At 64.7% G+C, this 23,978-nt stretch carries 22 protein-coding genes; 12 read left to right on the forward strand and 10 right to left on the reverse strand.

Annotated elements, in window-relative coordinates; translation table 11 throughout:
• Positions 1-248 precede the first annotated feature (248 nt).
• Positions 249-410 (forward strand): hypothetical protein, encoded by a 162-nt coding sequence (locus tag RJT37_RS10080; RefSeq protein ID WP_313684076.1) that lies wholly within the window; start codon positions 249-251, stop codon positions 408-410.
• 125 nt (positions 411-535) lie between these two features.
• Here the strand turns inward: RJT37_RS10080 and RJT37_RS10085 are convergent, their stop codons facing one another.
• On the reverse strand, positions 536-979 hold the full coding sequence (locus RJT37_RS10085) for a universal stress protein (RefSeq protein ID WP_313684078.1): 444 nt from the start codon (positions 977-979) through the stop codon (positions 536-538).
• Positions 980-1,153: 174 nt separating this feature from the next.
• Positions 1,154-3,337: a heterodisulfide reductase-related iron-sulfur binding cluster gene (locus RJT37_RS10090; protein WP_313684080.1), complete on the reverse strand. Its 2,184-nt coding sequence runs from the start codon at positions 3,335-3,337 to the stop codon at positions 1,154-1,156.
• A 233-nt stretch (positions 3,338-3,570) separates the two neighbouring features.
• Between RJT37_RS10090 and RJT37_RS10095 the strand changes: the two genes are divergently transcribed.
• From RJT37_RS10095 to RJT37_RS10110, 4 genes are all read left to right on the forward strand, one after another.
• The gene (locus RJT37_RS10095; RefSeq protein ID WP_313684082.1) at positions 3,571-3,705 is read left to right on the forward strand and encodes a hypothetical protein; all 135 of its coding nucleotides are present in this window, start codon (positions 3,571-3,573) and stop codon (positions 3,703-3,705) included.
• A 309-nt stretch (positions 3,706-4,014) separates the two neighbouring features.
• Complete coding sequence (locus RJT37_RS10100; RefSeq protein ID WP_313684084.1) at positions 4,015-6,549, forward strand: GcvT family protein; 2,535 nt, start codon at positions 4,015-4,017, stop codon at positions 6,547-6,549.
• Between the two features lie 2 nt (positions 6,550-6,551).
• Positions 6,552-7,307 (forward strand): electron transfer flavoprotein subunit beta/FixA family protein, encoded by a 756-nt coding sequence (locus tag RJT37_RS10105; RefSeq protein WP_313684086.1) that lies wholly within the window; start codon positions 6,552-6,554, stop codon positions 7,305-7,307.
• Positions 7,308-8,279 (forward strand): electron transfer flavoprotein subunit alpha/FixB family protein, encoded by a 972-nt coding sequence (locus tag RJT37_RS10110; RefSeq protein ID WP_313684088.1) that lies wholly within the window; start codon positions 7,308-7,310, stop codon positions 8,277-8,279.
• Between the two features lie 64 nt (positions 8,280-8,343).
• On the opposite strand, the gene ilvA is transcribed toward RJT37_RS10110, so the two are convergent.
• From ilvA to RJT37_RS10125, 3 genes are all read right to left on the reverse strand, one after another.
• The gene (gene ilvA / locus RJT37_RS10115; RefSeq protein ID WP_313684089.1) at positions 8,344-9,606 is read right to left on the reverse strand and encodes a threonine ammonia-lyase; all 1,263 of its coding nucleotides are present in this window, start codon (positions 9,604-9,606) and stop codon (positions 8,344-8,346) included.
• A gap of 20 nt (positions 9,607-9,626) precedes the next feature.
• On the reverse strand, positions 9,627-12,176 hold the full coding sequence (locus RJT37_RS10120) for a GcvT family protein (RefSeq protein WP_345785391.1): 2,550 nt from the start codon (positions 12,174-12,176) through the stop codon (positions 9,627-9,629).
• Between the two features lie 284 nt (positions 12,177-12,460).
• Positions 12,461-13,198, reverse strand: coding sequence for a creatininase family protein (locus RJT37_RS10125; RefSeq protein WP_313684092.1), 738 nt, complete (start codon positions 13,196-13,198; stop codon positions 12,461-12,463).
• Positions 13,199-13,355: 157 nt separating this feature from the next.
• Here RJT37_RS10125 and RJT37_RS10130 point away from each other — a divergent pair, with 157 nt between their 5' ends.
• The 5 genes from RJT37_RS10130 to RJT37_RS10150 all read left to right on the forward strand — a co-directional run bounded on the left by RJT37_RS10130 (position 13,356) and on the right by RJT37_RS10150 (position 19,317).
• Complete coding sequence (locus RJT37_RS10130) at positions 13,356-14,309, forward strand: succinylglutamate desuccinylase/aspartoacylase family protein (protein ID WP_313684094.1); 954 nt, start codon at positions 13,356-13,358, stop codon at positions 14,307-14,309.
• A 164-nt stretch (positions 14,310-14,473) separates the two neighbouring features.
• Entirely contained in the window at positions 14,474-15,817 is a 1,344-nt protein-coding gene (locus RJT37_RS10135; protein ID WP_313684096.1) for a DUF8073 domain-containing protein, read from the forward strand.
• A gap of 151 nt (positions 15,818-15,968) precedes the next feature.
• The gene (locus RJT37_RS10140; protein WP_313684098.1) at positions 15,969-16,823 is read left to right on the forward strand and encodes a methylenetetrahydrofolate reductase; all 855 of its coding nucleotides are present in this window, start codon (positions 15,969-15,971) and stop codon (positions 16,821-16,823) included.
• Positions 16,824-16,949: 126 nt separating this feature from the next.
• Positions 16,950-18,197, forward strand: a complete 1,248-nt coding sequence (gene glyA, locus RJT37_RS10145; RefSeq protein WP_313684100.1) for a serine hydroxymethyltransferase — start codon at positions 16,950-16,952, stop codon at positions 18,195-18,197.
• A gap of 304 nt (positions 18,198-18,501) precedes the next feature.
• Positions 18,502-19,317 carry a universal stress protein gene (locus tag RJT37_RS10150; protein ID WP_313684102.1) on the forward strand — a complete coding sequence of 272 codons (816 nt, stop codon included), beginning with the start codon at positions 18,502-18,504 and terminating at the stop codon, positions 19,315-19,317.
• 72 nt (positions 19,318-19,389) lie between these two features.
• Here the strand turns inward: RJT37_RS10150 and RJT37_RS10155 are convergent, their stop codons facing one another.
• Positions 19,390-20,760 (reverse strand): aminomethyltransferase family protein, encoded by a 1,371-nt coding sequence (locus RJT37_RS10155; protein WP_313684104.1) that lies wholly within the window; start codon positions 20,758-20,760, stop codon positions 19,390-19,392.
• A gap of 147 nt (positions 20,761-20,907) precedes the next feature.
• Between RJT37_RS10155 and RJT37_RS10160 the strand changes: the two genes are divergently transcribed.
• Complete coding sequence (locus RJT37_RS10160) at positions 20,908-21,180, forward strand: hypothetical protein (protein ID WP_313684106.1); 273 nt, start codon at positions 20,908-20,910, stop codon at positions 21,178-21,180.
• Positions 21,181-21,229: 49 nt separating this feature from the next.
• Entirely contained in the window at positions 21,230-22,006 is a 777-nt protein-coding gene (locus RJT37_RS10165; protein ID WP_313684108.1) for an MOSC domain-containing protein, read from the forward strand.
• A 28-nt stretch (positions 22,007-22,034) separates the two neighbouring features.
• On the opposite strand, the gene RJT37_RS10170 is transcribed toward RJT37_RS10165, so the two are convergent.
• From RJT37_RS10170 to RJT37_RS10185, 4 genes are all read right to left on the reverse strand, one after another.
• Positions 22,035-22,694 carry a helix-turn-helix domain-containing protein gene (locus RJT37_RS10170; RefSeq protein ID WP_313684110.1) on the reverse strand — a complete coding sequence of 220 codons (660 nt, stop codon included), beginning with the start codon at positions 22,692-22,694 and terminating at the stop codon, positions 22,035-22,037.
• 158 nt (positions 22,695-22,852) lie between these two features.
• Positions 22,853-22,978, reverse strand: coding sequence for a hypothetical protein (locus RJT37_RS10175; RefSeq protein ID WP_311171987.1), 126 nt, complete (start codon positions 22,976-22,978; stop codon positions 22,853-22,855).
• A 150-nt stretch (positions 22,979-23,128) separates the two neighbouring features.
• Complete coding sequence (locus RJT37_RS10180; RefSeq protein ID WP_313684114.1) at positions 23,129-23,410, reverse strand: DUF8036 family membrane protein; 282 nt, start codon at positions 23,408-23,410, stop codon at positions 23,129-23,131.
• Between the two features lie 63 nt (positions 23,411-23,473).
• On the reverse strand, positions 23,474-23,752 hold the full coding sequence (locus RJT37_RS10185) for an ArsR/SmtB family transcription factor (RefSeq protein WP_313684116.1): 279 nt from the start codon (positions 23,750-23,752) through the stop codon (positions 23,474-23,476).
• Positions 23,753-23,978 lie beyond the last annotated feature (226 nt).

Below are 23,978 nucleotides of genomic sequence, written 5' to 3' on the forward strand. Positions count from 1 at the left end.
CGGTTTGCGGCTGCGGCTCTGGAGACACCGACCCTGCATACCGGGCCGGGGGCTGACGAGCGACGGCGAACAAATCGTCTCCGAGATCTGAAAACTCCGAGCTCCTTGCACAAAATATCAGCACAATGACTATCTGTGTTTCGTACGCAACGACACCGATCGCCGTCCGTGCAGGGCCGCGGTCACTGTCGCCAGTTTCTCTGATCGGACAGCCGTACGTTTATACCGAGCGACGTAACTGTTCGTATATGAAGAACCTGCTCGCATCCGTGGCTGTCGTCGTCGTCGTCGTCCTCTTCGCGTTCGCGCTTTACCAGATGACTCTCGGCGACTACACCGTCGCGGGGATGAGCTTTCTGAGTGCCAGCATCGTCATCTACTACCGGGAAAATCACCTGGTGGAAAACTGATCTTCGCCTGCTCTACGACTATAGTAGCGTTTGCAACTGATTGCTCATCCGATCGCAGGCAGTCGTGCGACCGTGTGAGTGAAGACTTGCAAACGCTACTATCGGTTCGGTGTGTGCCTCACCGCTCAGATATCGTCGACGTTCATCCGCTGGGTTATCACCGGCACTCGCGAGGTCCTGACCACCTTCTCTGCGGTTCCACCCAACAGCGAGCCGATAGCGCCGCGGTACGCCGAACCCATCACGATGGCGTCCATCCCTTCGTCGTTGGCATAGTCGACGACCTCTTCGGCCACAGAGCCGGTTCTGAACGCGGTCGAGCACTCTACGCCGTGTTCGGCGGCTATCTCACAGAGTTCGTCCAGCACCTCCTCGCCGTACTCCCGGTATCGCTCCCGCATCTCTTCTTCGTCGTCGCGAAGGGCCAGCGCCCGCGGTGCCCCCGGCAGGTCGATCACGTAGAGCGCCGTTACATTCGCGCCGAGTGCCGCCGCCAGTTCGATCCCGTGCATCGCGCCTTTCTCGGCTTCGCCGCTCCCGTCGTAGGGGATGAGTATCTCCTCGTACATCGCTCCGGACGTACGGTCACGACCCGTTCACAAATAACTTTCCGCGAGACCGGGGCTCGTGTCGGTTCACCGGAGCAGTACGAACGACAGGTCGGCGGCCGCACTGACCGCGTTCTCCCCGTGTTCCCGAAACCGATCTCAGGATCGTGACGTGAAAAGTTGCGGCAGTCCGTCTCAGTCCGCCTGTCCGGCCGCCTGCCCCGAACCGCTCGCCTCGACGCCGGGGCCGGCCTCGATGGCCTCCACGAGCAGTTCCGCGACGTCGACGATCTCGATGTCGTCCTCGTAGCCGCCGGTCTTGCGGCCGTCCTCGTACATCGTCATACACATCGGGCAGGCGACGACGAACTTCTCGACGGCGTCGCCGGCCGGCGTGTCCTCGAGCGCCTCCCGCATCCGTTCTTCGCTCGGCTTCGACTCCTCGTCGATGTCCATCCAGAGGCCGCCGCCACCGCCACCACAACAGAAGGAGTTACTGCGGTTGCGCGGCATCTCCGCGAGCGTCGCGCCCGTCGCGCGGATGATCTCCCGCGGCGCCTCGTACTCGTCGTTGTAGCGGCCGAGGTGACAGGGGTCGTGGTAGGTGACCGTGTAGTCGAGTTCGTTCCCCTGCAGACCCAGACCGCCGTCTTCGACCAGTTCCTCGATCGCCTGCGTCCAGTGGAGGACGTCGATTTCGCCATCCTGGTTCCACTCGCCGTCGAACTCGAACTGCATCAGCGGCTCGTCGGCGAACTCGTCGTAGTTGACCTCGGGGTACTCGTTTTTGAACGTGTTGTAGGAGTGGGGGTCGGTGCAGATGATCTTCTCGGGATCGACCTCCTCGAAGCGCTCGACGTGGTACCCCGCGAGGTCGACGTAGAGGAACTCTTCGCCGAGTCGGCGGATGTCGTTGCCGTCGTACTTCTCCTCTTCGAAGAGGATACCGTACTCCACGTCGGCGTGTTCGAGAATCTTCGCAAGCGACCGCGCGACCTTCTTGTTCCGGTCGTCGTAACTCGGGTAGTCGCCGACGTACCAGAGATACTCGACCTCCTGTTCGCGAGCGTCGGTGACGTCGAAGTCCAGTTCGTCGGCCCAGGCGGCGCGCTCGTCCGGCGGGTCGCCGAAGGTGTTGCCCATTCCCATCACGTTGTCGAACATATCCTGGACGTTGGAGTCGACGTCGCCCTGGTCTGTGAGCTGCCGGTTCATTCGGGTGAACGACTTCAGGTGCTCGATGTCGACCGGGCAGGCGTCCATACACGCCATACAGGACATACACGACTCCATCGTCGCGGCGTCGACGACGCTCTCGCCGCCGTCGGCGACGATGTCGACCGCCTCGGTCTCGCCCGCGTCGAGGTCCTCGCGGTACTGCTTCAGATCGAGGATGACGTCCCGGGGATCGAGCGGCCGGCCGGACTCCTTCGCCGGACAGACCGTCGAACAGCGGCCGCACTTCGTACAGGCGTCCTGATCGAGGATCTCCTTCCAGGAGAAGTCGTCGATGGCCTCGGCGCCCGTGTCGGCGTCGAGATCGGCGGGCACGCCGGGGAGGCGTTTGCCGGCCTTCTCGTCGCGTGCCACGATGTTAGCGTACGACGAGAGCATGTGGAAGGGCTTCCCGAATGGGATCGCTGCGATGAATGCGAACGCCAGAAGCGAGTGGGACCACCAGACGAACGGGTAGACCGCCGCCGCCGCCGACTCGGTCATCCCCGCGACCGCGAAGACCTCAGCGAGGAACCAGCCGACGAAGCTGACGGTCTCGAAGGAGGGGAAGCCGGTGCCGAGGATGCGGATGCCCTCGGTCACGTAGCCGCCGACGCCGAGCAGGAACAGCGCCCAGATGAAGAAGTCGTCCTCCAGACTCGTGTGTTTGCCCCACAGGCGCTCTTTCCGGACGGCGTAGCGCCGGTAGAGGGCGACGCCGACACCGACGACGAACAGCAGTCCCATCGCGTCCATCACGAAGGAGTAGGAGAGGTAGAAGTCGCCGACGAAGAAGGACTGCTCCGTGCCCAGCGCCCCGGTGATCGGCTGGTAGATGTCCATATCGATCGCGAGGATCGTGGTCCCGATCAGGAGCGTCAGAAAGCCCCACATAATGAACGCGTGCATCACGCCGCCGCCCGTGTCGCGGTCGAAGAGTTTCCGGTTCGAGAGGACGATCCGCGTCGCGGAGACGATCCGCCCCGGGAGGTTATCGAGCCGCTCGAACCAGTCTTCCGTCCCGGCGGTGTAGCGGTCGACCCGCTTGTATGCGCCGTACAGGAAGATCAGGATCGTCACCACGGCGAGGAGGTAGAAGACCACCTCGCCGAGGTGGCCGATACGCCAGAACGTCGGTCGGGTCGTCGCCCCTTCGGCAACCATAACGGCTAGAGATTCTCGAATCCAATGATAAAGGTTGGTACGTTCGACAGCGGAACGGCGACCCCGATCCGAAAACGGGCGACTCCGAGTGTCTCCGTTTCGAGTTCGAGACGCGGATTCGCACCGTATCCGGCGAACGTACTATCGTTCTCACAACAGGTTGTGGAACGCGCTCCCGAGAGTCGCCGCCCCGTCCCGCACGCTTATGTTTGATTCGCTGCAACCTGTAATCGATGAATCCCCCTGCCCAACTTGATCATCCCGCGTGGACCACGAGCATCGCGACGTTGTTGAGTTACGGCCTCGGGCTACTGGGGATGTTCGTGCTGCTTTTCGTTCTCCCGTTCCTGCTCTTTCTGGCACTGTAGCGAACCCACTCCGCCGCGATACGGTAGGATCGTGGGAGCGGAGACGGCCTCGCCCGCAAGGTCGTGACCAACGTTCCGCCGGCCGACGAGAGGGCCCGTTCTCGGCGACCCTCGCGAGGAATTCGCGGCCGGCCGGGGCGCATAAAATGACGTTCTATAGTACAGGGGCAGTTTGTTAGGGGAGTCACCGTAACCGTAAGATCATATGGGGCTAGGCCTAAGTAGTAGATATGTGGACGTAGCACACTCCGACCAGCGGAGAACCGACCGTCATCTGACGAGCGAAATCAAACACGAGGTTAGCAATCGATGAGCACGAACGACTTCCCATCGAACGCAGGTACAGTTATCATCGGCGCCGGTATCGTCGGCAGTTCTCTCGTGGGAGAACTGTCGAAGCGGGGCCGAGACGACATCCTCCTGATCGACAAGGGTCCGCTCTCGGATCCCGGCGGCTCCACCGGCCACGCGTCGAACTTCATCTTCCCGGTCGACCACAGCAAGGATATGACCCAGCTGACGTCCGACAGCCGGGACATCTACCGGGAGTTCGACACTTTCAACGAATCCGGCGGGATCGAGGTCGCCCGGACCGAAGAGCGGATGGAGGAGCTCAAACGGCGCGTCGTCTCCGGGAAATCCTTCGGCGAGGAGGCCGAACTCCTCACGCCGGAAGAGGTCGAGGAACTGGTCCCGTACATCAACACGGACATCATCAAGGGCGGCTTCTACAGCCCGGGGGCCGGCACTTGTGACCCGCTCCGCGCCGGCGAACTCTATCGCCAGGAGGCGAAGGATCGGGACGCACTCCGCACCGCGCCGAACACGGAAGTAACGGACCTCCACGTCGAGGACGGCGAGATCACCGCCGTCGAGACCGACAAGGGCACCGTCTCTGCCGACGAGGTCATCATCGCCGCGGGGCTGTGGAGCCCGAAGATCGCGGATATGGCGGGTGTCGACATCCCGCTGTCGCCGGCGGTCCACCAGATGGTCTCTGTCGGCCCGATCGAGCGCTTCGAGGACGGCGAGGGCGAGATCAACTACCCCGTCGTCCGCGACATGGACACCCAGATGTACGAGCGGCAGCACGGCAACGACATCGAGGTCGGCTCCTACGAGCACCGGCCGATCCTCTGGGACGTCGACGACGTCCCCTCGATCGAGGAGTCGCCGCTCTCGCCGACCCAGCCGCCGCTCACCGAGGACGCCTTCGAGCAGTCGATGGAGCACGCCTTAGAGATCATCCCGGAGGTCCTCGACGATCCGGACGCCGGCATCCGTCACTCGATCGACGGCCTGCTGTCGGTCACGCCCGACGGCCACCCGCTTCTCGGCCCGATTCCGGAGGTCGACGGCCTCTGGTCGTGCGCCGCCATCTGGATCAAGGAGGCGCCCGCGATCGCCCGGGAGGTCTCGAAGTGGATGACGAAGGGTCACCCGGACATCGACATCGTCGCCCACGACCACGTCGCCCGCTTCGACGAGTACGGCGAGAACCAGGAGTTCGTCAAGGCCCGCGGCGCCGAGGGCTTCCAGAAGACCTACGGCATCGTCCACCCGCGCGAGCAGTGGCAGACGGTCCGTCCGCTCCGCACCAGCGGGTTCTACCACCGGCAGAAGGACCTCGGCGCCGAGTTCTTCGAAGCCGGCGGCTGGGAGCGCCCGCGCTGGTTCGAGTCCAACGCCGACCTCGTCGAGAAGTACGAAGACGAGATCGAGGGTCTCAAGCGTCCCAACGAGTGGGACAACCGCTGGTGGTCCGAGATCATCCTCGGCGAACATCTGCACCTGCGGAACAACGTCGGGATGATCGGTGACACCGGCTTCGGCATCTTCGACATCGTCGGCAGCGACGCCTACGAGAATATGGAGCGGATCTGCGTGGCGCCGATGGATCTCGACGTCGACTCCTCGGTGTACACGCCGGTGCTGGCGCCGAACGCCGGCTTCGTCTCCGACCTGACGATCGCCCGACTCGGCGAGAACCACTACCGCGTCATCACCGGCGGCGCCCACGCCGGCCAGGATAAGACGTGGTTCGGAAACCACCTCGAGGGCGACGCCGAACTCATCGGCCGCTCCTCCGAGCTGTGTACCCTGGGCGTCTGGGGACCGGACGCCGAGGAACTGATGAACGGCATCGCCGAGGAGGAGATGACGTCCGACAGCTTCGACTTCGCGGAGATGAAGGACGTCACCATCGGCGCGGTCAACGCCAAGGCGTTCCGCATCTCCTACGTCGGCGAGTTCGGCTGGGAGATCTACGCCCCGATGGAGAAGGGCCAGCGCCTCTGGGACACCATCCACGAGGCCGGCCAGAATTACGACATCCGCCCGGTCGGTACCGGCGTCTACGGCGAGACCGGCCGGATGGAGAAGGGCTACCGGCTGATGGGCGCGGAACTCGAAATCGACTACACCCCCGCCGAGGCCGGCCTGACGCTCCACGGCGTCAAGGACGAAGACTTCGTCGGCAAGGACGCCTACGCGGCGGCGATCGACGAGGAGAACACCGCCACCCTGTGTACGCTGTCCGTGACGGACCACGCACCAGACGGCGGTGAGCGCCGCTTCATGACGGGCGGAGAACCCATCCTCGACGGCGACGGCAACGTCCTCGTCGACGACGAGGGGCGCCGCTCCTACGTGACCTCCGCCGGAACCGGCCCGTCTGTCGGCAAGCACCTCCTGCTCAGCTACCTGCCGCAGGAGTACGCCACTGAGGGCCAGGAACTGCAGGTCGAGTACTTCGGCCAGCACTACCCCGTCGAGGTCGAGGTCGCCGGCTACGGCGGCGTCTTCGACCCGGACAACGAACGGCTGTTCAAGAACAACTACTGATCATGGAGATACTCACAGCCATCAAACGCGTCCCGGAAACGGGCTCGAAGGTCGTGCTGACGGACGACCACCTGTCCATCGACACCACCTCGCTGGGCTTCACCATCAGCCCGCACGAGGAGTGTGCCATCGAGGAGAGCGTCCAGCTCGTCGAAGACGAGGGCGGCAACGCGACTGTCCTGACGCTCGGCAGCGGGGACGCGACCGAACAGCTCCGCTCGGGCATCGCGATGGGCGCCGACGACGGGATACTGCTGGAAACAGATGAGGATGAGTGGGACCCCGCCGCGACGGCGAACGCGATCGCCTCGGCGATCGAGGACGACGACACCGACTACGACCTCCTGCTGTTCGGAAACGAGTCTGCCGACGCCGCGAACCACCAGGTCGGCGTCCACGTCGCTGAGCAGCTCGATCTCCCCTGCGTCACCGGGATCAAAGAGCTTGAGGTCGAGGACGGCTCGATCGTCGCCGAACGCGAGATCCCCGGCGGCTCCGAGGTGTACGAACTAGACCTGCCGGCGGTCGTCACGGTCAAGGAGGGCCTCAACGAGCCGCGCTACCCGTCGATGCGTGCGAAGATGCAGGCGCGGAAGGCCTCCGTCGAGCACATCGAGCCAGAGAAGGAAGCGGGCGGCCTCGAACTGGTCGAACTCGAAGTGCCGGAGACCGACGACAGCCCCGCCGAGATCCTCGGCGAGAGCCCCGAGGCCGCCGAGAACGTCGTCGACGTTCTCGAAGACCTGGAGGTGGTCTAGATGGTACTCACACTCGTCGAACACGACAACGGCGAAGTCGACGACGTCTCGCTGCAGGCGCTGACGCTCGCCCGTGACGTCGCCGACGACACCGGCGAATCGCTCGAAGCGATCGCGTTCGGCCCGGAAGCCGAAGGCATCGCCGAACAGGTCGGCGCCTACGGCGCCGCGGTTCTCAACGTTGTCGACGAGGGCGAACTCGACGACTACGCGCCCGAGGCGTACGCCCGGGCAGTCGTCCAGTGCGCCGAGGCGGCTGACACCGAGGCAGTCATCGCGCCCGGGACGGACCGCGGTGCGGAGACGCTTTCGCACGCCGCGGCGAAACTCGACGAGACGATGGCCGCCGAGGTCACCGACGTCGAGGTCGGCGACACCTACGGGATCACCCGACAGCGGTGGGGTGGCACGCTCATCGAGCACGCCGAACTCACCGCCGACACCAACCTCCTGACGGTCGCGGCCAACGAGGTCTCGCCGACCGAAAGCGGCGACGGCGCCGCCGACGTGAGCGCCTTTTCGCCGGACCTCGAGGACGGCGACCTGCGGGTGCAACTCTCCCGCGTCCAGGAGTCCGACATCGAGGGCGTCCCGCTCGGGGAGGCCCGCGTCGTCATCGGCGGCGGTCGCGGGACCGACGGCGACTACTCCGCGCTGGAAGAACTCGCCGAGCAGATCCCCAACGCCGCGGTCGGCTCCTCGCGCGCCGCGGTCAACGAGGGCTGGCGGCCTCACGACGACCAGATCGGCCAGACTGGGAACAAGATCTCCCCCGAGATCTACATCGCCGCCGGGATCAGCGGCGCAGTCCAGCATATGGTCGGCTGCAAGGGCGCCGAGAACATCCTCGCGGTGAATACGGATCCGGAAGCGGCGATCATCCAGAAGGCAGACTGGGCCGTCGTCGCCGACCTGCACGAGACGATTCCGGAAGTCACCGAGGAACTGCAGACCCGCGGTCTCGCCGACTGAGGCGAGCGCCGGACTCGCGGCTTCCCGAACTCCTTCTTCGACCCGAAAACGAGACCACTCTAGCCTATGACCCGCGCGTCACGTCCTCGACGCTGTAGCCGGCTGCTTCGATCGCGTCGACGATCCCGCCGGCGTGTTCTGCGCCGCTGGTTTCGACAGTAAACACGAGATACGCCTCGCCGACCTCCAGATCCTCGACCGACCGGTCGTGTCTGACGTTGTGGATGTTCGCCTCCTGCTCGGCGATGATGCCGGAGAGGTCCTCCATCTTCCCGGGTCGGTCGTCGATCCGCACCCGGAGTCGGATGCGCTGCTTTCGCTGGGTCAGCGCGTGGACCAGGACGGTCTGCAGTTGCGTCATATCGAGGTTGCCGCCGCAGAGAAGCGGCATCACGATCTCCCCCGAGACGTCGAGGTCGTCGCTCAGAAGCGCCGCGACCGAGGCCGCGCCCGCGCCCTCGACGACCTGTTTTGCCCGCTCCATCAGGAAGAGGATCGCCTGTGCGATCTCGGTATCGGTGACAGTGACGACTTCGTCGACGTTGGCCCGGATGATCGAAAGCGTCGTCTCGGAGATGCCGCCGGTTGCGATCCCGTCGGCGATGGTGTCGACCTCGTCGAGCGTGACGGGAATCCCCTTGTCGAGGCTCTCGTGGACCGTCTCGGCGCCCGTCGCCTGCACGCCGACGATGCGCGTCTCCGGCGAGAGATGCTTCAGCGCCGTCGAGATGCCGCTGATCAGGCCGCCGCCGCCGATCGGAACGATCACCGTGTCGGCGTCGGGGCAGTCGTGGTACATTTCCGAGCCCAGAGTGCCCTGGCCGGCGATGATGTCGGTGTCGTCGTAGGCGTGGACGAACTCGGCGTCCGCCATCTCCTCGACGGCGGCCTTGGCGTGGGACATCGTCTCCTGGAAGTCCTTGCCGACCAACTCGACTGTGGCCCCGTAGCTCCGGGTGGCGTCGACCTTCGTCTGCGGCGCGTCCTCGGGCATATAGATCGTCGAGTTCGCGCCGCATCGCGTCGCTGCGAGCGCCACGCCCTGGGCGTGGTTCCCGGCGCTCGCGGCGACGAACTCGGTGACGCCGTCTTCGACGTCCTGGCTGATCTTGTTGTACGCACCGCGGGTCTTGAACGACCCCGTCCACTGGAGGTGCTCCATCTTGAGGTGGACCTCCGCGTCGACGAGCGCCCCGAGCGACGTGCTCCGCTCGACCGGTGTCTGCTTGACGACGGTGTCGTCGTCGAGGCGTTCGCGCGCCCGCTCGATGTCGACGTATTGCACTGGCAGTTCGTCTGTCGCCGGTTCGTGATCTGTCGTTGTCATCGTTACGTGCTCGTGTGCTCCTACCGGATAATCCGTTCGCGGCCGGGATCGAACAGTGGTTCGTCCCGAACAGTCGCGTCGTACAGTTCGCCCTCACACCGGACCTGCACGTCGGTGCCGGCCTCGGTGTGGGCTGCCGGGAGATACGTGTACGCGATCGATTCGCCGATGCTGTAGCCGAAGTCGGCGGCCTGGACGTAGCCGACGGCCTCGCCGTCTTTCAGTATCGGCCGCCCGGTCGACAGGATGTCCGTCGACTCGTCCAGCGTAATCGGCGTGATCTTGTTGTCGATGCCGTCCGCCTTGGCGGCTTCGAGTGCTTCCTTCCCGACGAACTCGGTGTCGAGGTCGACGGCGAAGGGAAGGCCGGCCTCGTAGGGATTCGAGTCGGTGTCGATGTCCGTTCCCCAGAGGCGGTAGCCCTTCTCCAGCCGCATCGACTCCAGGGCGCCGCCGCCCATCGGCCGGACGTCGAGATCCTGGCCCGCCTCCCAGAGCGTCTCCCAGAGGCGCCGGCCGTACTCGGTGGGTGCCCACAGCTCCCAGCCGAGTTCGCCGACATACGAGACGCGGAGTGCGATCACGGGCACTTCGCCAACGTAGAGTTCTTTCGCCGTGAAGTACGGAAACCCCCCGTTCGAGACGTCGGCGTCGGTACAGCGCTGAAGGAGAAGCCGCGCGTTCGGCCCCCACAATCCGATCGTACTCATCCCGCCCTCGTCGATCTGGACCGACACCGTCTCCGGGGCGTGTTCTTTCAGCCAGTTCCCGTGGATGCCCGGCGAGTTGCCGCCGCCGGTGGTGACCATATACCGGTCGTCGTCGAGTCGGACCACGGTGACGTCCGCCAGGATGCCGCCCCCTTCGTTCAGGAGCAGCGAGTACCGAACCTTGCCGACGGGGATGTCGACATCGTTGCTGCAGATCCGCTGGAGGAACGCGCCCGCGTCCGTGCCCCCGACGATGATGCTGCTGAACGAGGACATATCGAAAAGCGAGACGGCCTCGCGGGTGTGGAGGTGTTCGGCACCCTCGATCGCCGATCGGTTGATCCCCTGCCAGCCCTCCTGGTCTGGAATCTGGTCTTCGTAACGATCGACGAGGTCGGCGTTGTGTTCGTACCACTGTGGGGCCTCCCAGCCGCCCGACTGGTAGAACTCCGCGCCCAGTTCCTCCTGTTTCCCGTAGAACGGGCTCGTCCGGAGCCCCCGGTGGTTGTCGGGCTGCCAGCGCGGCTCGACGATGCTGTAGACCTGCTCGTAGCGCTTTGCCCCCTTGTCGACGAAGTAATCTTTCTCGCCGGCGTGTGGCTCGAACCGGCGGACGTGCACACCGCCGGTCTCGACCGGTCCCGACGGCAGCCGGGGCACGCCGTTCTCCATCCACTCGGCGACGATGCGGCCGTAGCCGCCGGAGTGGGTCCACCAGATCGCCAGGGCGCTCCAGAGGCCGTCGACGGCCGCTGTCGGCCCGACGGCAGGCATCCCGTCGGGCGTGAACACGAAGATCCCGTTCTCGGTGGCTGCGTACTCGTAGTCGGCGCTCGCGGGCAGCAGTTCGTCGAACGCCTGCTTTGGGGATTTCTCGCGATCCGGGTGGGTCGGCCGCTCCCAGTGTTCCGTCGTGAACCCGCGGACCGACGCCTGGCGGTCCTCGGTGTTCGTCCCCATCGCGTCCGGATCAACCGAGAGGGGCTCGTGGTTATACGACCCCATCCCGAGGCGGTCGCCGTGGGTCCGGAAGTACAGCGAGTTGTCCTGATCGCGACCGACGGGCCGGGTGGGGCTCTCGCTCATCGCCTCCTGGATGTCCCGGTTCCCCGGGACGTCGAGGCCCTCCGTGTTTTCGCCGAACGTCGACTCGGCGTCCGCGAGTTCCGCCATCGGCTCCGTCACGACGTACTGGTGTTCGACGGGTGCGATCGGCAGGTCTAGCCCCGCCATCTTCCCGGTCTGGTAGCCCCAGTTGTTGGTCGCGAGCACACAGCGGTCACACGTGATCGTCCCACGGTTCGTCTCGACCGCGCTGATCTGGCCGCCGGCCACGTCCAGATCGGTCAATTCCGTGTTGCCGTAGAAGTCGGCGTCGGACTGCTCGATGTACCACTGGAGGGCGGCGATCCCGTCGAGACGACCGTCGGTGGGGGAGTAGTAGCCGCCAAGGATCTCGTCTTCGTCCACCAGCGGGAGGTGTTCGGTGGCCTCCGCCGGCGAGAGGAGTTGTGGGTCCGGCAGGCCGTACGATTCCGCCCACTCGACGCGCCGGCGGAGGAAGTCCATCCGAGCCTCGCTGCGGGCGAGTTCGATGCCGCCCACCTCGTCGTAGACACCAGCGTCTTTGAGCAGCCGACTCGTGTAGTGGGCTGTCTTCGTCTGGATCTTCGAGGGCGACGTCTGGAAAATGATCCCCGGTGCGTGGACGGACGAACCCCCGGTGACCGGCAGCGGTCCCTGATCGACGACGACGACGTCTTCGGCGCCGAGTTCGCTGAGGTGGTAGGCGACGCTACAGCCGACCGCCCCGGCACCGATGACGACGGTTTCTGCCTCTGACGGAAGTTCTGCACTCATTTCGGTCCCGTTCATCGATGACCCTGTCACGGGGATAAATACAACGGTGGGTGCTGCGAGCGGCCGTCATAAGGCCTCTACGGTCCGGTATCCGCAGTTCACCGGACAGACCGCGTCAGGCTCGAAGCCCCGGGCAGGATCCACAGCGTGACAACTACCCGAGATATCTATCGTAGCGTTTGCAACTGATTGCACATCTGATCACACGTGGTCGTGCGATCAAGTTCCGAGTCGACCGAGTGAAGACTCGCAAACGCTCCGATAGTCGAGGCGAACGCGGCGGCCTACTGGTCGACCCGCGGGCCGGGGTCGCGATCCCGGATAGCGTCGAGGAGATCACAGAGCGCCGCCGCCGACAGATCGAGCAGTTCCGCGCCGAGTTCCTCGCTTGAGTCTCGCGGATCCCCGACGACGCCGTTCTCGGTGAACTCCTCTACGTCGACCGTGAGATTGACACGACCCTGCCAGTCGCCCCAGCGGTCGCTGCCGCCCTCGGCCGCCTCGTCCAGCCGATCCTCGTGGACTGTCTCGGGGTTCGCGTGGCGGAGCAGCGCAGTTTCGAGCGGGCCGGCGTGGCCCATCTCCGAGGTGTGTTCGCCCACCTCGTCGAACCACGTGAACGGGACGGCGTAGGCGTCGTCGTGGCGGACGATGCGCGCGGTCACTTCCTTCAAGGCTGCGATGTTTCCGCCGTGACCGTTGACGACGACGACGCGGTCCCAGCCGTGGGCGGCGAGGCTGCCGACGACGTCGCGGACGTACGACCTGAGGGTCGACTCGGAGGTCCACAGCGTGCCGGCGAAGCGGCGGTGCTCCTCGGCGATCCCGACCGGAATCGCTGGTGCGACGACGACAGGGTCGTCGTAGCGGTCGGCGGCGGCCTCGGCGACGGCTTCGGCGTTGAGCGTGTCCGTCCCGAGCGGCGCGTGTGGGCCGTGCTGTTCGGTGCTTCCCACAGGGAGAAGCGCGACCTCCGCATCCGACGTCTCCGCGTCGGTCCACGTCTCTGCTGTCAGGTCCATACGCCATCCCTCGCCGAGCGGTCCCATAAAAATGCGGACCGCCCGGTCGGTCCCGCGTCGTTCCCCACAGTCCGTGGTCGCCGTAGGGGGCCTTGTTTACGTGCCGGATTTCTTCCCGGCACGGGATCTTTTTGCCACCGAGGGGCTCTCTCCCGGTATGAACTACGAACCGGCCACGCACACGACGACCGAGCGTCGCCTCGGACACCTCCCGTCCGGACGCGACGTCTCCGTGACTGTCCACCGGTACGCGGGCGGCGACGGCCCGACGGTGTTCGTGCAGGCGGCCCAGCACGGCATCGAACTCAACGGCCCCGCGGCGCTCCGTCGGCTGCACGGACACCTGCGTGACGCCGACCTCGCCGGGACGGTCGTCGTCGTCCCGGTGGCAAACCCCCTCGCCTTCGACCACCGCTCGTATCTCACGCCCGAGGCCTACGACGCGCTGAACGCCAACTTCAACCGCATCTGGCCGGGCGACGAGGGGGGAAGCTTCCAGGAGCGACTCGTCGCGAGCCTGTGGCCGCTCGTCGAAGCCGCCGACGCTGCAGTGGATCTCCACACCGGGATGCCGGAGATGCTCGAACACGTCCGCTTCCGTGCCGATGACGACGACGCCCGTGCTCTGGCGTCGGCGTTCGGCACCGAGGTCCTGCTGGCGGACTCGGACTCGATCGACGGCGACGATTTCTCCGGCAAATTTCGGCTCGCAGCGGCGCGAGCGGGCGTGCCGGCCATCACCGCGGAGCTCTCGAACAGTCGAACTGTCCGACAACCCGCTGTCGACACCGGCGTCGAGGGCGTTCGGAACGTGCTCCGGGAACTCGGGTCGCTGCCGGCAGCCCCGGAGTCCCCGCCCGAACAACAACTGCTCCAGGACGACGCTCCCCGGGTCACTGCCGACACGTCGGGGCTGTTCGAGCTACGATCCGATCTCGGCGTCGGCGACGAGGTCGAAGCCGAGCAGGAACTCGGCGCGGTGTTCGATCCGATGTCGTTCGAGCGCCTGGAGACGGTGACAGCCACCGTGGACGGCGTTGTCTACTCCGTGGGCCACGGGGGCGTCGTCGTTGCGGGCGAACGGCTCGCGAGCATCGCGACCGACGTCTGATAGGAGTGCTGAAGTCTCACATCACGATCTGTAAGAGCCCCGACTGGTGGTGCTCTCGTTCGCCCACTTCAAACGCGTCTGATCAGCAGCCTGACCACTTGAAAGCCCTCAGTATTCCGCACCCATCGTTAACAGATCACAGTGTGATACGTGTTACCAGTGAGATGGCGCCACAGACTCATTCTCCGTTCGCTGCGCTCTCCCGGGTGCTCGAAGAACTCGACGCCGACGGCCGGTCCGTCCACCGGACAGAAGCGTCCACCGAGGAGGCGGCTGCGGGGTCTCTGTGCGCCACGGTCGAGGTTGGGATTCCTCTCCCCGTCTCCGAGGATGTGGGGTTTGCGCCGCAGTCGGCCACGCTAACTGAGGACGGTCTCAGCCTGACGTACCGCCGACCGACGTTCGTCGAGACGATCGCCGATCGCTCCCCCGACGGGCTGCCGGTCGACGTCAGCCAGACTGGCGCTGCGATCGAGGGTGACGACCTGCTCGTGACGCTCGATATCGTGATCGGCGAAACCGCAGCAGCCCAACAAGCAGCCGCGGCGGAACAGCCCTCGGACACGAATCCGGAACGTGAAGCGACAGCCAGTTCTCAGGTGGACAGCGGCGAGGCCGCGTCCGTGGACGAGCCGACGAGCCACTCCCGCGCAGTTGAGTCGTCGGACCCCATCGGATCGGCTTCGGCTGATTCGGTCCCGGCGGCGGGACAGTCGTCGTCGGCCGCCTCGTCGTCGCTGTCATCCATCACAGCGGCTGAATCGTCGCCCGGCGCAACCGACGGCAGCGAAACCGCCGTCTCCTCACTCGCTGCTTCCGGACCCGGCCGGCAGGATTCCGCGGACGCGACTGGCTCCGATTCGAGCCTCGAAGACGTCCGCGACGAGTCGGTTCCACCGTACGAGGACACCGCGTACCTCAGACGGCTCTACGAGACCTGCGATACGTTCGCGGAGATGAGCGACCGGATCGTGATGGACGTCTCCGCGGAGACCGTCCGTCGGTACACCATCGAAGCCGGCGTGCACACGCCGACATCCTACGAGACCGACAAGGCGGACCGATCGTCGGACGGCGACGTCACCGACGGCGCTGCGCCGGACGTGCAGGCGAGCGAGTCGGACGAGGGGCTCGCAGACACGACAACTGGTGCGTCGACAGCCGAAGCGGATCCGAGCGAGTCGACACCCGAAGCGGATCCGATCGAGTCGACACCCGACTCGGCTCAGGGATCCGATCCGCTTCCCGACGAACAGCTCCTCGCCGACGGGATCGGCCTCCCTGAATCGCTCACGCTTCGGGACGTCGCCGACGCTGTCGTCGACGCCCGAACTGTCTACGAGGTGCAACGACAACTCGACCTTTCCGGGACACGGACCCGTCACCTCCTGCAGCAACTCAACATCCTCGATCTCGTGCTTCGCCGCGTTTCCGACGATCCGGAGCGACAGGTCTCCTACGACACCGTGGCGGCGCGGATCCGACAGTGTGCTCCGGACAGCGCCTGAGCGGTGTTATAGTAGCGTTTGCAACTCATTACGCATCCGATCGCACGTCGTGCGATCGAGTATGTGAAGACTTGCAAACGGCACTATACTTAAAATGGTTATTCGTTGTACCCACAGACAGAAGTGTGTCCCCTCCCTTCGACCAGTAAGGATGTCACTGGGCACGCAAACCGCAGCCAGCGACGGTGCAGAGTATCTTCTGACGGCGGCGCGATTCGAGCTGATGCCGTTCGACAGCTTCGACGACGAGATCGACCAGTTACCCGACGGCGCGAGCATCGCGATCACGACGTCCCCGAAACTGGGCATCGAGCGGACGATCGAGCGCACTGAAGAAGCGGCCGCGGCCGGCTACGAAGTCATTCCGCACATCGCCGCTCGCTACATCGAAGGTCCCGAGCAACTCGAAGAGATCGCCCGACGTCTCACCGAAGCGGGCGTCACCGACATCTTCGTGCCCGGTGGCGACAAAGAAGAGCCCGTCGGCGAGTTCGAGTCCGCGTACGATCTACTCGTCGCCCTCGACGACCTCGAGTACGAGTTCGAGGATGTCGGCATCACGGGCTATCCCGAGGGACACGACTTCCTCTCGGAGGAGACCCTCGCGGAGGCGATGGACAAGAAGGCGCCGTACGCGACGTACATCGTCACCCAGCTGTGTTACGACCCCGAGACGATCCTAGAGTGGATCGAGGACCTCCGTGCCCGGGGTATCGACCTCCCCGTCGAAATCGGGATTCCGGGCGTGATGAACTACCAGAAACTGCTGAAGATCTCCCGGAAGGTCGGCGTGGGCGACTCGGTGAAGTTCCTCCGGAAAACCACGGGTATCTTCGGGTTCGTCAAGGAACTGGTCGGGTCGCGAGGGCGATACAAACCGGACGATCTGATCGACGGCCTGGCGCCGTACGTCGACGACGACACCTACAAGATCCGCGGCATTCACGTCTACACCTTCAATCAGACGGACGATCTCGAACGCTGGCGGCAGAACCGACTCAGCTGATCGGGGGCTCTGGTCCGTTCCGGGGGACCCCGAGTTCGCAGGTCGCCGCCGACACATTCTGATTCTCAATTGTCATTTTGTGCCGAAAACGGGGAATTATCCGGTTTCAGCCCCACCTACGCCTGTATGACAGGCGAGCGACTCGCGGCGGTCGATCCGGCCGTCGCCGATGCACTCGACGGTGAGCGGCGGCGACAGAACGAGACGCTGGCGATGATTGCCAGCGAGAACCACGCCAGCGAGGCAGTCTTAGAAGCCCAGGGGAGTGCGCTGACGAACAAGTACGCGGAAGGGTATCCGGGCGAGCGGTATTACGCGGGCTGTGAGTACGCCGACGAGGTCGAGCAGTTAGCGATCGATCGAGCCAAAGAACTGTGGGGTGCCGACCACGTGAACGTCCAGCCGCACTCGGGCTCGCAAGCCAATATGGGCGTGTATCTCGCGATGTTAGACCCGGGCGACAAGATCCTCTCGTTGGACTTGACTCACGGCGGGCATCTCTCGCACGGCCATCCCGCGAACTTCGCGGGGCAGACCTACGAGGTCGAACAGTACGAGGTCGATGCCGACACTGGCTACGTCGACTACGAGGGCCTCGACGAGTTGGCGGCGTCGTTCGATCCGAACATCATCGTCTCGGGGTACTCCGCGTACCCGCGGGAGGTCGAGTGGGAGCGGATTCAGGAGACGGCCGACGCGGTCGACGCGTACCACCTGGCAGACATCGCCCACATCACTGGATTGGTCGCGGCGGGCGTGCACTCCTCGCCCGTGGGAGTGGCGGATTTCGTGACGGGCTCGACGCACAAGACGATCCGTGCAGGGCGCGGGGGGATGATCCTCTGCGATTCCGAGTACGCCGACGCCATCGACAACGCGGTGTTCCCCGGCACACAGGGCGGGCCGCTGATGCACAACATCGCGGGGAAAGCCGTCGGATTCAAGGAAGCACTCAGTTCTGACTTCCAGGCGTACGCCGAACAGACGGTGGCGAACGCGAAAGCGCTGGCCGACCAACTGCAGGAGCACGGTCTAGAGTTGGTCTCCGGCGGGACGGACAACCACCTCATCCTGGCGGATCTGCGCCCCTCCCACCCGGAGACGACGGGCAAAGACGTCGAAGCGGCGCTGGAATCCGCGGGCATCGTGATGAACGCGAACACGGTGCCGGGGGAGACGCGCTCGGCGTTCAACCCCAGCGGCATCCGACTCGGCACTCCCGCGATCACGACTCGCGGGTTCGACGAGGCGGCCACCCGCGAAGTCGCCGATCTCATCGCGCACGCCGTGGACGCCCCGGACGACCGAAGAGTGCGCTCGGAGATCGCATCCCGGGTTGCGGAGCTGACAGAGGAGTACCCGCTGTACGACTAACGTGGATCGCTGTGGTCGCTTACCGCCGATCACACCGGACGATGCTCTGACAGCGGGAAACAGTACATCAGTCGGTATAGGAGTGCGGGACAAGGGCCTGGTGGGGAACAATCTGGTAACCGGCGGCGTCCGACAGTGCATCGTCGACCGTCGTCCCTTGCCGCAGATCGGAGGCCGAACTGCCGGATACGCCAGTTCGTGTGCGATCGGCGAATCGTGCTTTCGATGGGTGAAACGCACGGATTCTCGGCTCCTGGGAATTACGAACGGTTATTTGTTATATCAAATACTATACTAGAATGGTATGTACCGTATGCTGATTCCGGTCGACAGGAAGGTGGATCGAGCGCTCCATCAGGCGAGATACGCAGCGAATCTGGCAGAGAGCGGCGCGGACGTCGAGGCGACAGTGCTGTATGTGGACCCTCCCGGCAACGCGGACGCAGTCGACGTCGTGTTCGACTCCATCGACGCGGCGGTCGGGGCCGCCGATCACCTGGAGGCGAAAGGTGTGTCAGTCGAGCGTCTGGTCGAGGAGGGGAGCGTCGTGGAGACGGTGCTCCGAACTGCAGACGAACTGGATAGCCACGAGATAGTGATGGGCGGCCGAAAGCGGTCCGGCGTCGCTCAGGTGTTGCTCGGCAGCACTGTGCAGGACGTTTTCATCTCCACTGAGCGACCGGTGACGATCACCGGCACAGAGATGCTCATCGAAGAGGGGCCGCGGACGGTTATCGTCCCCGTCAGCGAGAACAAATCGCACGCCCGGAAGCAGGCGGCGTACGTCGCCGAACTCGGGAGCGCCGGTCCTGACGTGAAAGCTGTCGTTCTGCACGTCTTCCCGGGGCAGGATTACAAGGGTGCGCCGCCGCACTCCTTCGAGGACAACGAGGCGGCCGTCGAGGCCGCCGACGACCTGGCCGACCGAGGAATCGACGTCGAGCGCGTCGGCATCGGCGGCAACGTCTCACAGAAGATCCTCGAAGCGGCCGCCGAGCGGGACGCTCACGGGATCGTGATGGGCGGCCGCAAGCGATCGGGGGTGCAGAAAGTGCTGCTCGGCAGTATCACGCAGGACGTGCTGCTTTCGGCCGACCGGCCGGTGACGCTCACCGGGTAGGATCGGTCGGCCCCGTCTCCAACTCCGCTGCGAAACCTCACCCGTGGCCCGAAAGCGGGTCTGCGCGGCCGATCAGTTGTTCTCTTCGGCTTCCTTGCGCGCGTTGAGCTTGGCCTGCTCGCGGGCGCTCGGGTTGACCGACTCCTTGAACGGGACCTTCGCGAAGGTGGCGAAGGTCGGCTCGCCGGGCTCCTCGGAGTACTCGTCGGGGAGGTGGACCTGGAACTCTAGGTCGAGCTCCTCGTCGTAGATTTCGTCGTTGAGCGGCGTGTCCGTCACTTCCTGGATCTTCTCGGCGGGCACGTAGCCCATCGCGATGTTGGTCTCCAGATCCGGGTTCCACCACGGCGAGGTGATGTACCCGCACTCCTCGCCCGTCTCGGGGTCGGAGATGAGCCAGAAGTCCGGCGCGTAGTCGCGGATCGGCTCGCCGGCCATCTTGAGGCCGACGAGCTTGTGCGTGAACGGGTAGTTACCGTTCTCGATCTGCTCTTTCTGCCGCTCGAGTTCCTCCTTACCGATGTAGTCCGCCTCCTTGTCGTCGGGCACGTGGTAGCCGAGGTTGACCTGGAACGGCGAGGTCTCGAAGTCGAGGTCCTGGCCCCAGGACATGATCCCCGCGGCGATGCGGCGGTGGTGGCCGGGCGCGATCTGGCGACCGCCGTGGGCCTTGACGCTCTCGTGGACGGGGTCCCACACGTTGTCGGCCTCCTTGTGGGCGTCCCGAACATAGATCTCGAAGCCGGCCTCGCCGGAGAAGCCAGTCTGGCTGATGAGGACGCTGGCGCCGTTGATCTCGGCCTCCATCAGGCCGTAGTAGGGGATATCCTTGACTTCCTCGCCGACGACGTCGACCATGACGTCCTCGGACTTGGGGCCCTGGATCTGCATCGGGGCGACGTCGATCTCGTCGATCTCGACGTCGAAGTCGTTGTCGACGTTGACACCCTGGAGCCACTGCATCAGGTTGGAGTCCGAGATGGAGAACCAGAACTCGTCCTCTTCGGGGCGCAGCAGGACCGGGTCGTTGAGCACGCCGCCCTCCTCGTTACAGAGGATGACGTACTTCCCGTCCATCGGGTCCATCCCGGTCACGTCGCGGGTGACCACGTAGTTCGTCAGGGCTTCGGCGTCGGGGCCCTTCACGCGGATCTGGCGCTCGACTGCGACGTCCCACAGCGTGACCGCGTTCGTGAGTGCGTCGTACTCGGCCATGGCACCGCCGTCCTCGGGCTTGACCAGCCCGCGCGGGTGATAGATGCGGTTGTAGACGCTACAGCGCCACGCGCCGTTCTCGACGAACGACTTGTGGAAGAACGGGGATTTGCGGACGCGAGTCGAGACGAGCATTTCGATCCCCGGATCCCCGGTCTGTCGGAGGTTTCGCGGGACGGAGCGATCGGACTGGTCGACACTTGGGTGGTTTGGGTGATCCCCTGTCATCCGATAAAAGACGTCCTCATATCCAAATAAAAGGTGGCCTTGAAAGTACCGTACATTTATCCCCTCCGAAGGGATCGAGGGGAGTTCACCGTGGTATAGCACTCCATATCGCGCGCCGTTTATTTTCCTGGAAAACGTAGCAGGTCTATGGTTGAGGCTCCACCCGCCCCCGGTCCTGATGCGGCCCGCGCGTTCCGGCTCGGCTCAGCGGCGGGTGCGGTCGCCGGCCTGGTGGTCATCGGCCTCCTCTACTGGACCGGCGTGCTGTCGCCGTTGGCTCTTGGATACGTGCTCGTGTTGCTCTTTCCCGTCTATCTCCTGCTTGTCGCGGTCGTGCTCAGCCGGTGGCTCGGCTACGACAAAGACGCTACCGCACTGCGTCCGGTGACTCTGACGGACGGCGAACAGCGGCCCAAGTGACGCCGATCGGACCGAACGATGAAACCCCCGAGAGACGAACGAGCAGTCGATGGCTAATCTGGCAGGGCTCCGAGTGTATCCGGTGAAGGGACTCGACGGGGTAGCGGTTGAGGGCGCGGACGTCCTCGACGGCGGGACGCTCGAACACGACCGCGAGTTCGCACTCTTCGACGAAGACGGCGACGTGCTCAACGGGAAACGGACGGACCGCGTCCACGACCTCACGACGGACTTCGAGCCGGAGACGGGGACGCTCGCGGTGGCGACGCCCGACGGCGAGACGCAGCGGTTCGTGCTCGATCAGGAACAGGAGCGGGAGCGCGCTGCGACGTGGTTCAGCGATTTCTTCGGGATCGATCTCACACTCAAGCGAGACTCGACGCTCGGGTTCGTCGACCGTCGGGAACTCGGGCCGTCGGTGGTCAGTACGGCCACGCTGCGGGAGATCGCTTCGTGGTTCGAGAACCTGACGCCCGAGAGCGTCCGACGCCGGTTGCGGGCGAACATCGAGATCGACGGCGTCCCGGCGTTCTGGGAGGACCGATTCGTCGGCGAGGACGCCCCGACCTTTCGTATCGGGAGTGTCGGTTTCGAGGGCATCAAACCCTGCGGACGGTGTGTCGTCCCCGAGCGCGACCCGGACACCGGCGAGCGACTCGCGGACTTCCGAGAGCGGTTCGTCGAACGACGGGAGGAGACGTTCCCGGTGTGGGCCGACGCCGACGCCTTCGAGCACCTCTACTCGGTGATGCTCATCGCCGGGGTTCCGGAGTCGGACCGTGGACAACGGCTTCGCGTGGGCGACGACGTAACCGTCCACGGCTAATATCCGCACAAAACGGCCCGCTGTCAGCTCACTCGTCGCGGTCCCGCTCGGCAATCGTCGCCGCGATGAGGTTGCGCATCCCCCGGCGGAGCCGCCCGCTCATCGCCGTCGAGGAGAGATCCATCTCCGCGGCGACCTCGCTCAGGGAGATGTCCCGGGGTTCGTTGAAGTAGCCCTCGGCAAAGGCGAGCTGAAGCGCGGTCCGCTGTTCGTCGGTGAGGCCGTAGGAGGACTCCCCGCCGGCGTCCTCGTTGCTGTAGATCTCGATGATGTCGAGCGCGATGTCGTTTGCGATCGCGTACTCCCAGATGGAGTTGAGCGCGGCGCGGTCGGGCAAAAGCAGGTGGACCAGCCAGCCGTCGTCCTTCGTCTCGGTGTGGACGAGAAAGCCGTTTTCCTCGGTCACGACGCCGCTTATGAGCCTGGTCTGGGGCGTGTGCTCGATGTAGTAGATGGCGGTGTCGTCGGTCCGGTCGACCAACTCGAAGGTTTCGACAGTCACGTCGTCTTCGAGCATCGATTCGAGTTCCTCGTGGTCGTCGTACTCGATGAGAAACGGGAAGTTCGTCGACCCGGGATCGGTCGTCCCCTGGGTGATTACCCGGATCTTGACGCCGTCGAGGTTCCGAAGCGTCGGAATGAGCGCGAGATGCTCGTGGGAAATGTGTACCTTTGCAGTGATCGACATTGTGTGTTCCTCTGCCCCACCGATCGTCGGCGGAGCCAGTCGTTATCGTCCGGTCTCCGGCGGGGCAATAGTGTCTGTCGGTTTATCGGTCCCGGATCTTCGTCGTGTGTCAATTCGACTGGGGAATAAAAAATGGTGCCGCACACCGGAGCCTCGGGTCACCCGACGACCGGTTGAGGGTCGTCGTTGCCGCTCCCGAGGATGTCGTCGACGATCTCGTCGATGTCCGGGGTGCGACGGTCACGCCGAGGTTCGTCGGTCGGATAGTGCGGTACCAGGGGCATCTTACTCACCCCATCGGAGATAGGGATCGCACACAAAAAGTGTCACTGTCGCGGGCCACAGGCGTGCGCCGTGAACGTCCCCTGACCCCCCCATCGAGCTCTCCTAACTCCCGCCGAGCGGTCACCGGTCGCTGCCGGGGCGTGGTCGCGTCACTGCCACGTGATATACGTGAGGACGCTGATTCCAGCCGTCTCCAGAATCTGCAGCAGCATCATCACCTGCACGGCGATCGCGGGCATCGCCGGGGCGGTGAAATAAAAGTACAGCGCGACTGCGTTCTCCGCGAGGAGAAACGACGCGAACACGATGGAGGCCAGCGTGAATGGTGCACGGATCTCACGGTACGTCTGCACCCAGATACCAATAATGACCAAAAGGAGCAGGATGTTGAGCGCCGCAGCAACGCGGGCGGCGTCCAATACGAGACTCATTTCGGCACCCCCCGTCGACTTTCGGGGCCGTTCGGCAGGCAGTGGATTAGTTCGTGTGTCATTTTACTCCTCAAGCTGTGTGATTATCCGCTCGACCGTCTCCCAGTGGTTCTTCGCCCTGTCGCTCGGGAGGTAGACCGTGCCGTAACTCGCATCGCTGCTGGTGACGATCCCGTTGTCCTCGAGCACCTCGAGATGGTGTCTGATCGTGTTGTACGCCAGATCGAAATCCTCGGCCAGCTGGTTTGCGTTCCGCGGTCGTTTGTCGAGTGCGCGTAGGATACGGGCGCGGTTCGGCCCTCCGCGTGTGCCGGCGAGCGTCTGCCAGAGGACCGTATCCATCCTTCGAGTGGTTTTCTACGCGCCATAATCAATCCACCGGCGGACCGGAGTACCCACTCGGGGGAATCCGGCGACGCCGACCACTCGCAGGCGAACCGGCCGTTCCGTTCCGCTCGGAGGCGATCCACTACCGCTTGTGCCCCTCCGGCTCGAGCCGGTGTTGTTCGCGCGCTCCTCACACCTCACATATCCGAGAATAGTGCATAAAACGCTTTCGACCACGAAG

The organism is Halobellus marinus (assembly GCF_032113415.1).
Taxonomy (GTDB): domain Archaea; phylum Halobacteriota; class Halobacteria; order Halobacteriales; family Haloferacaceae; genus Haloquadratum; species Haloquadratum marinus.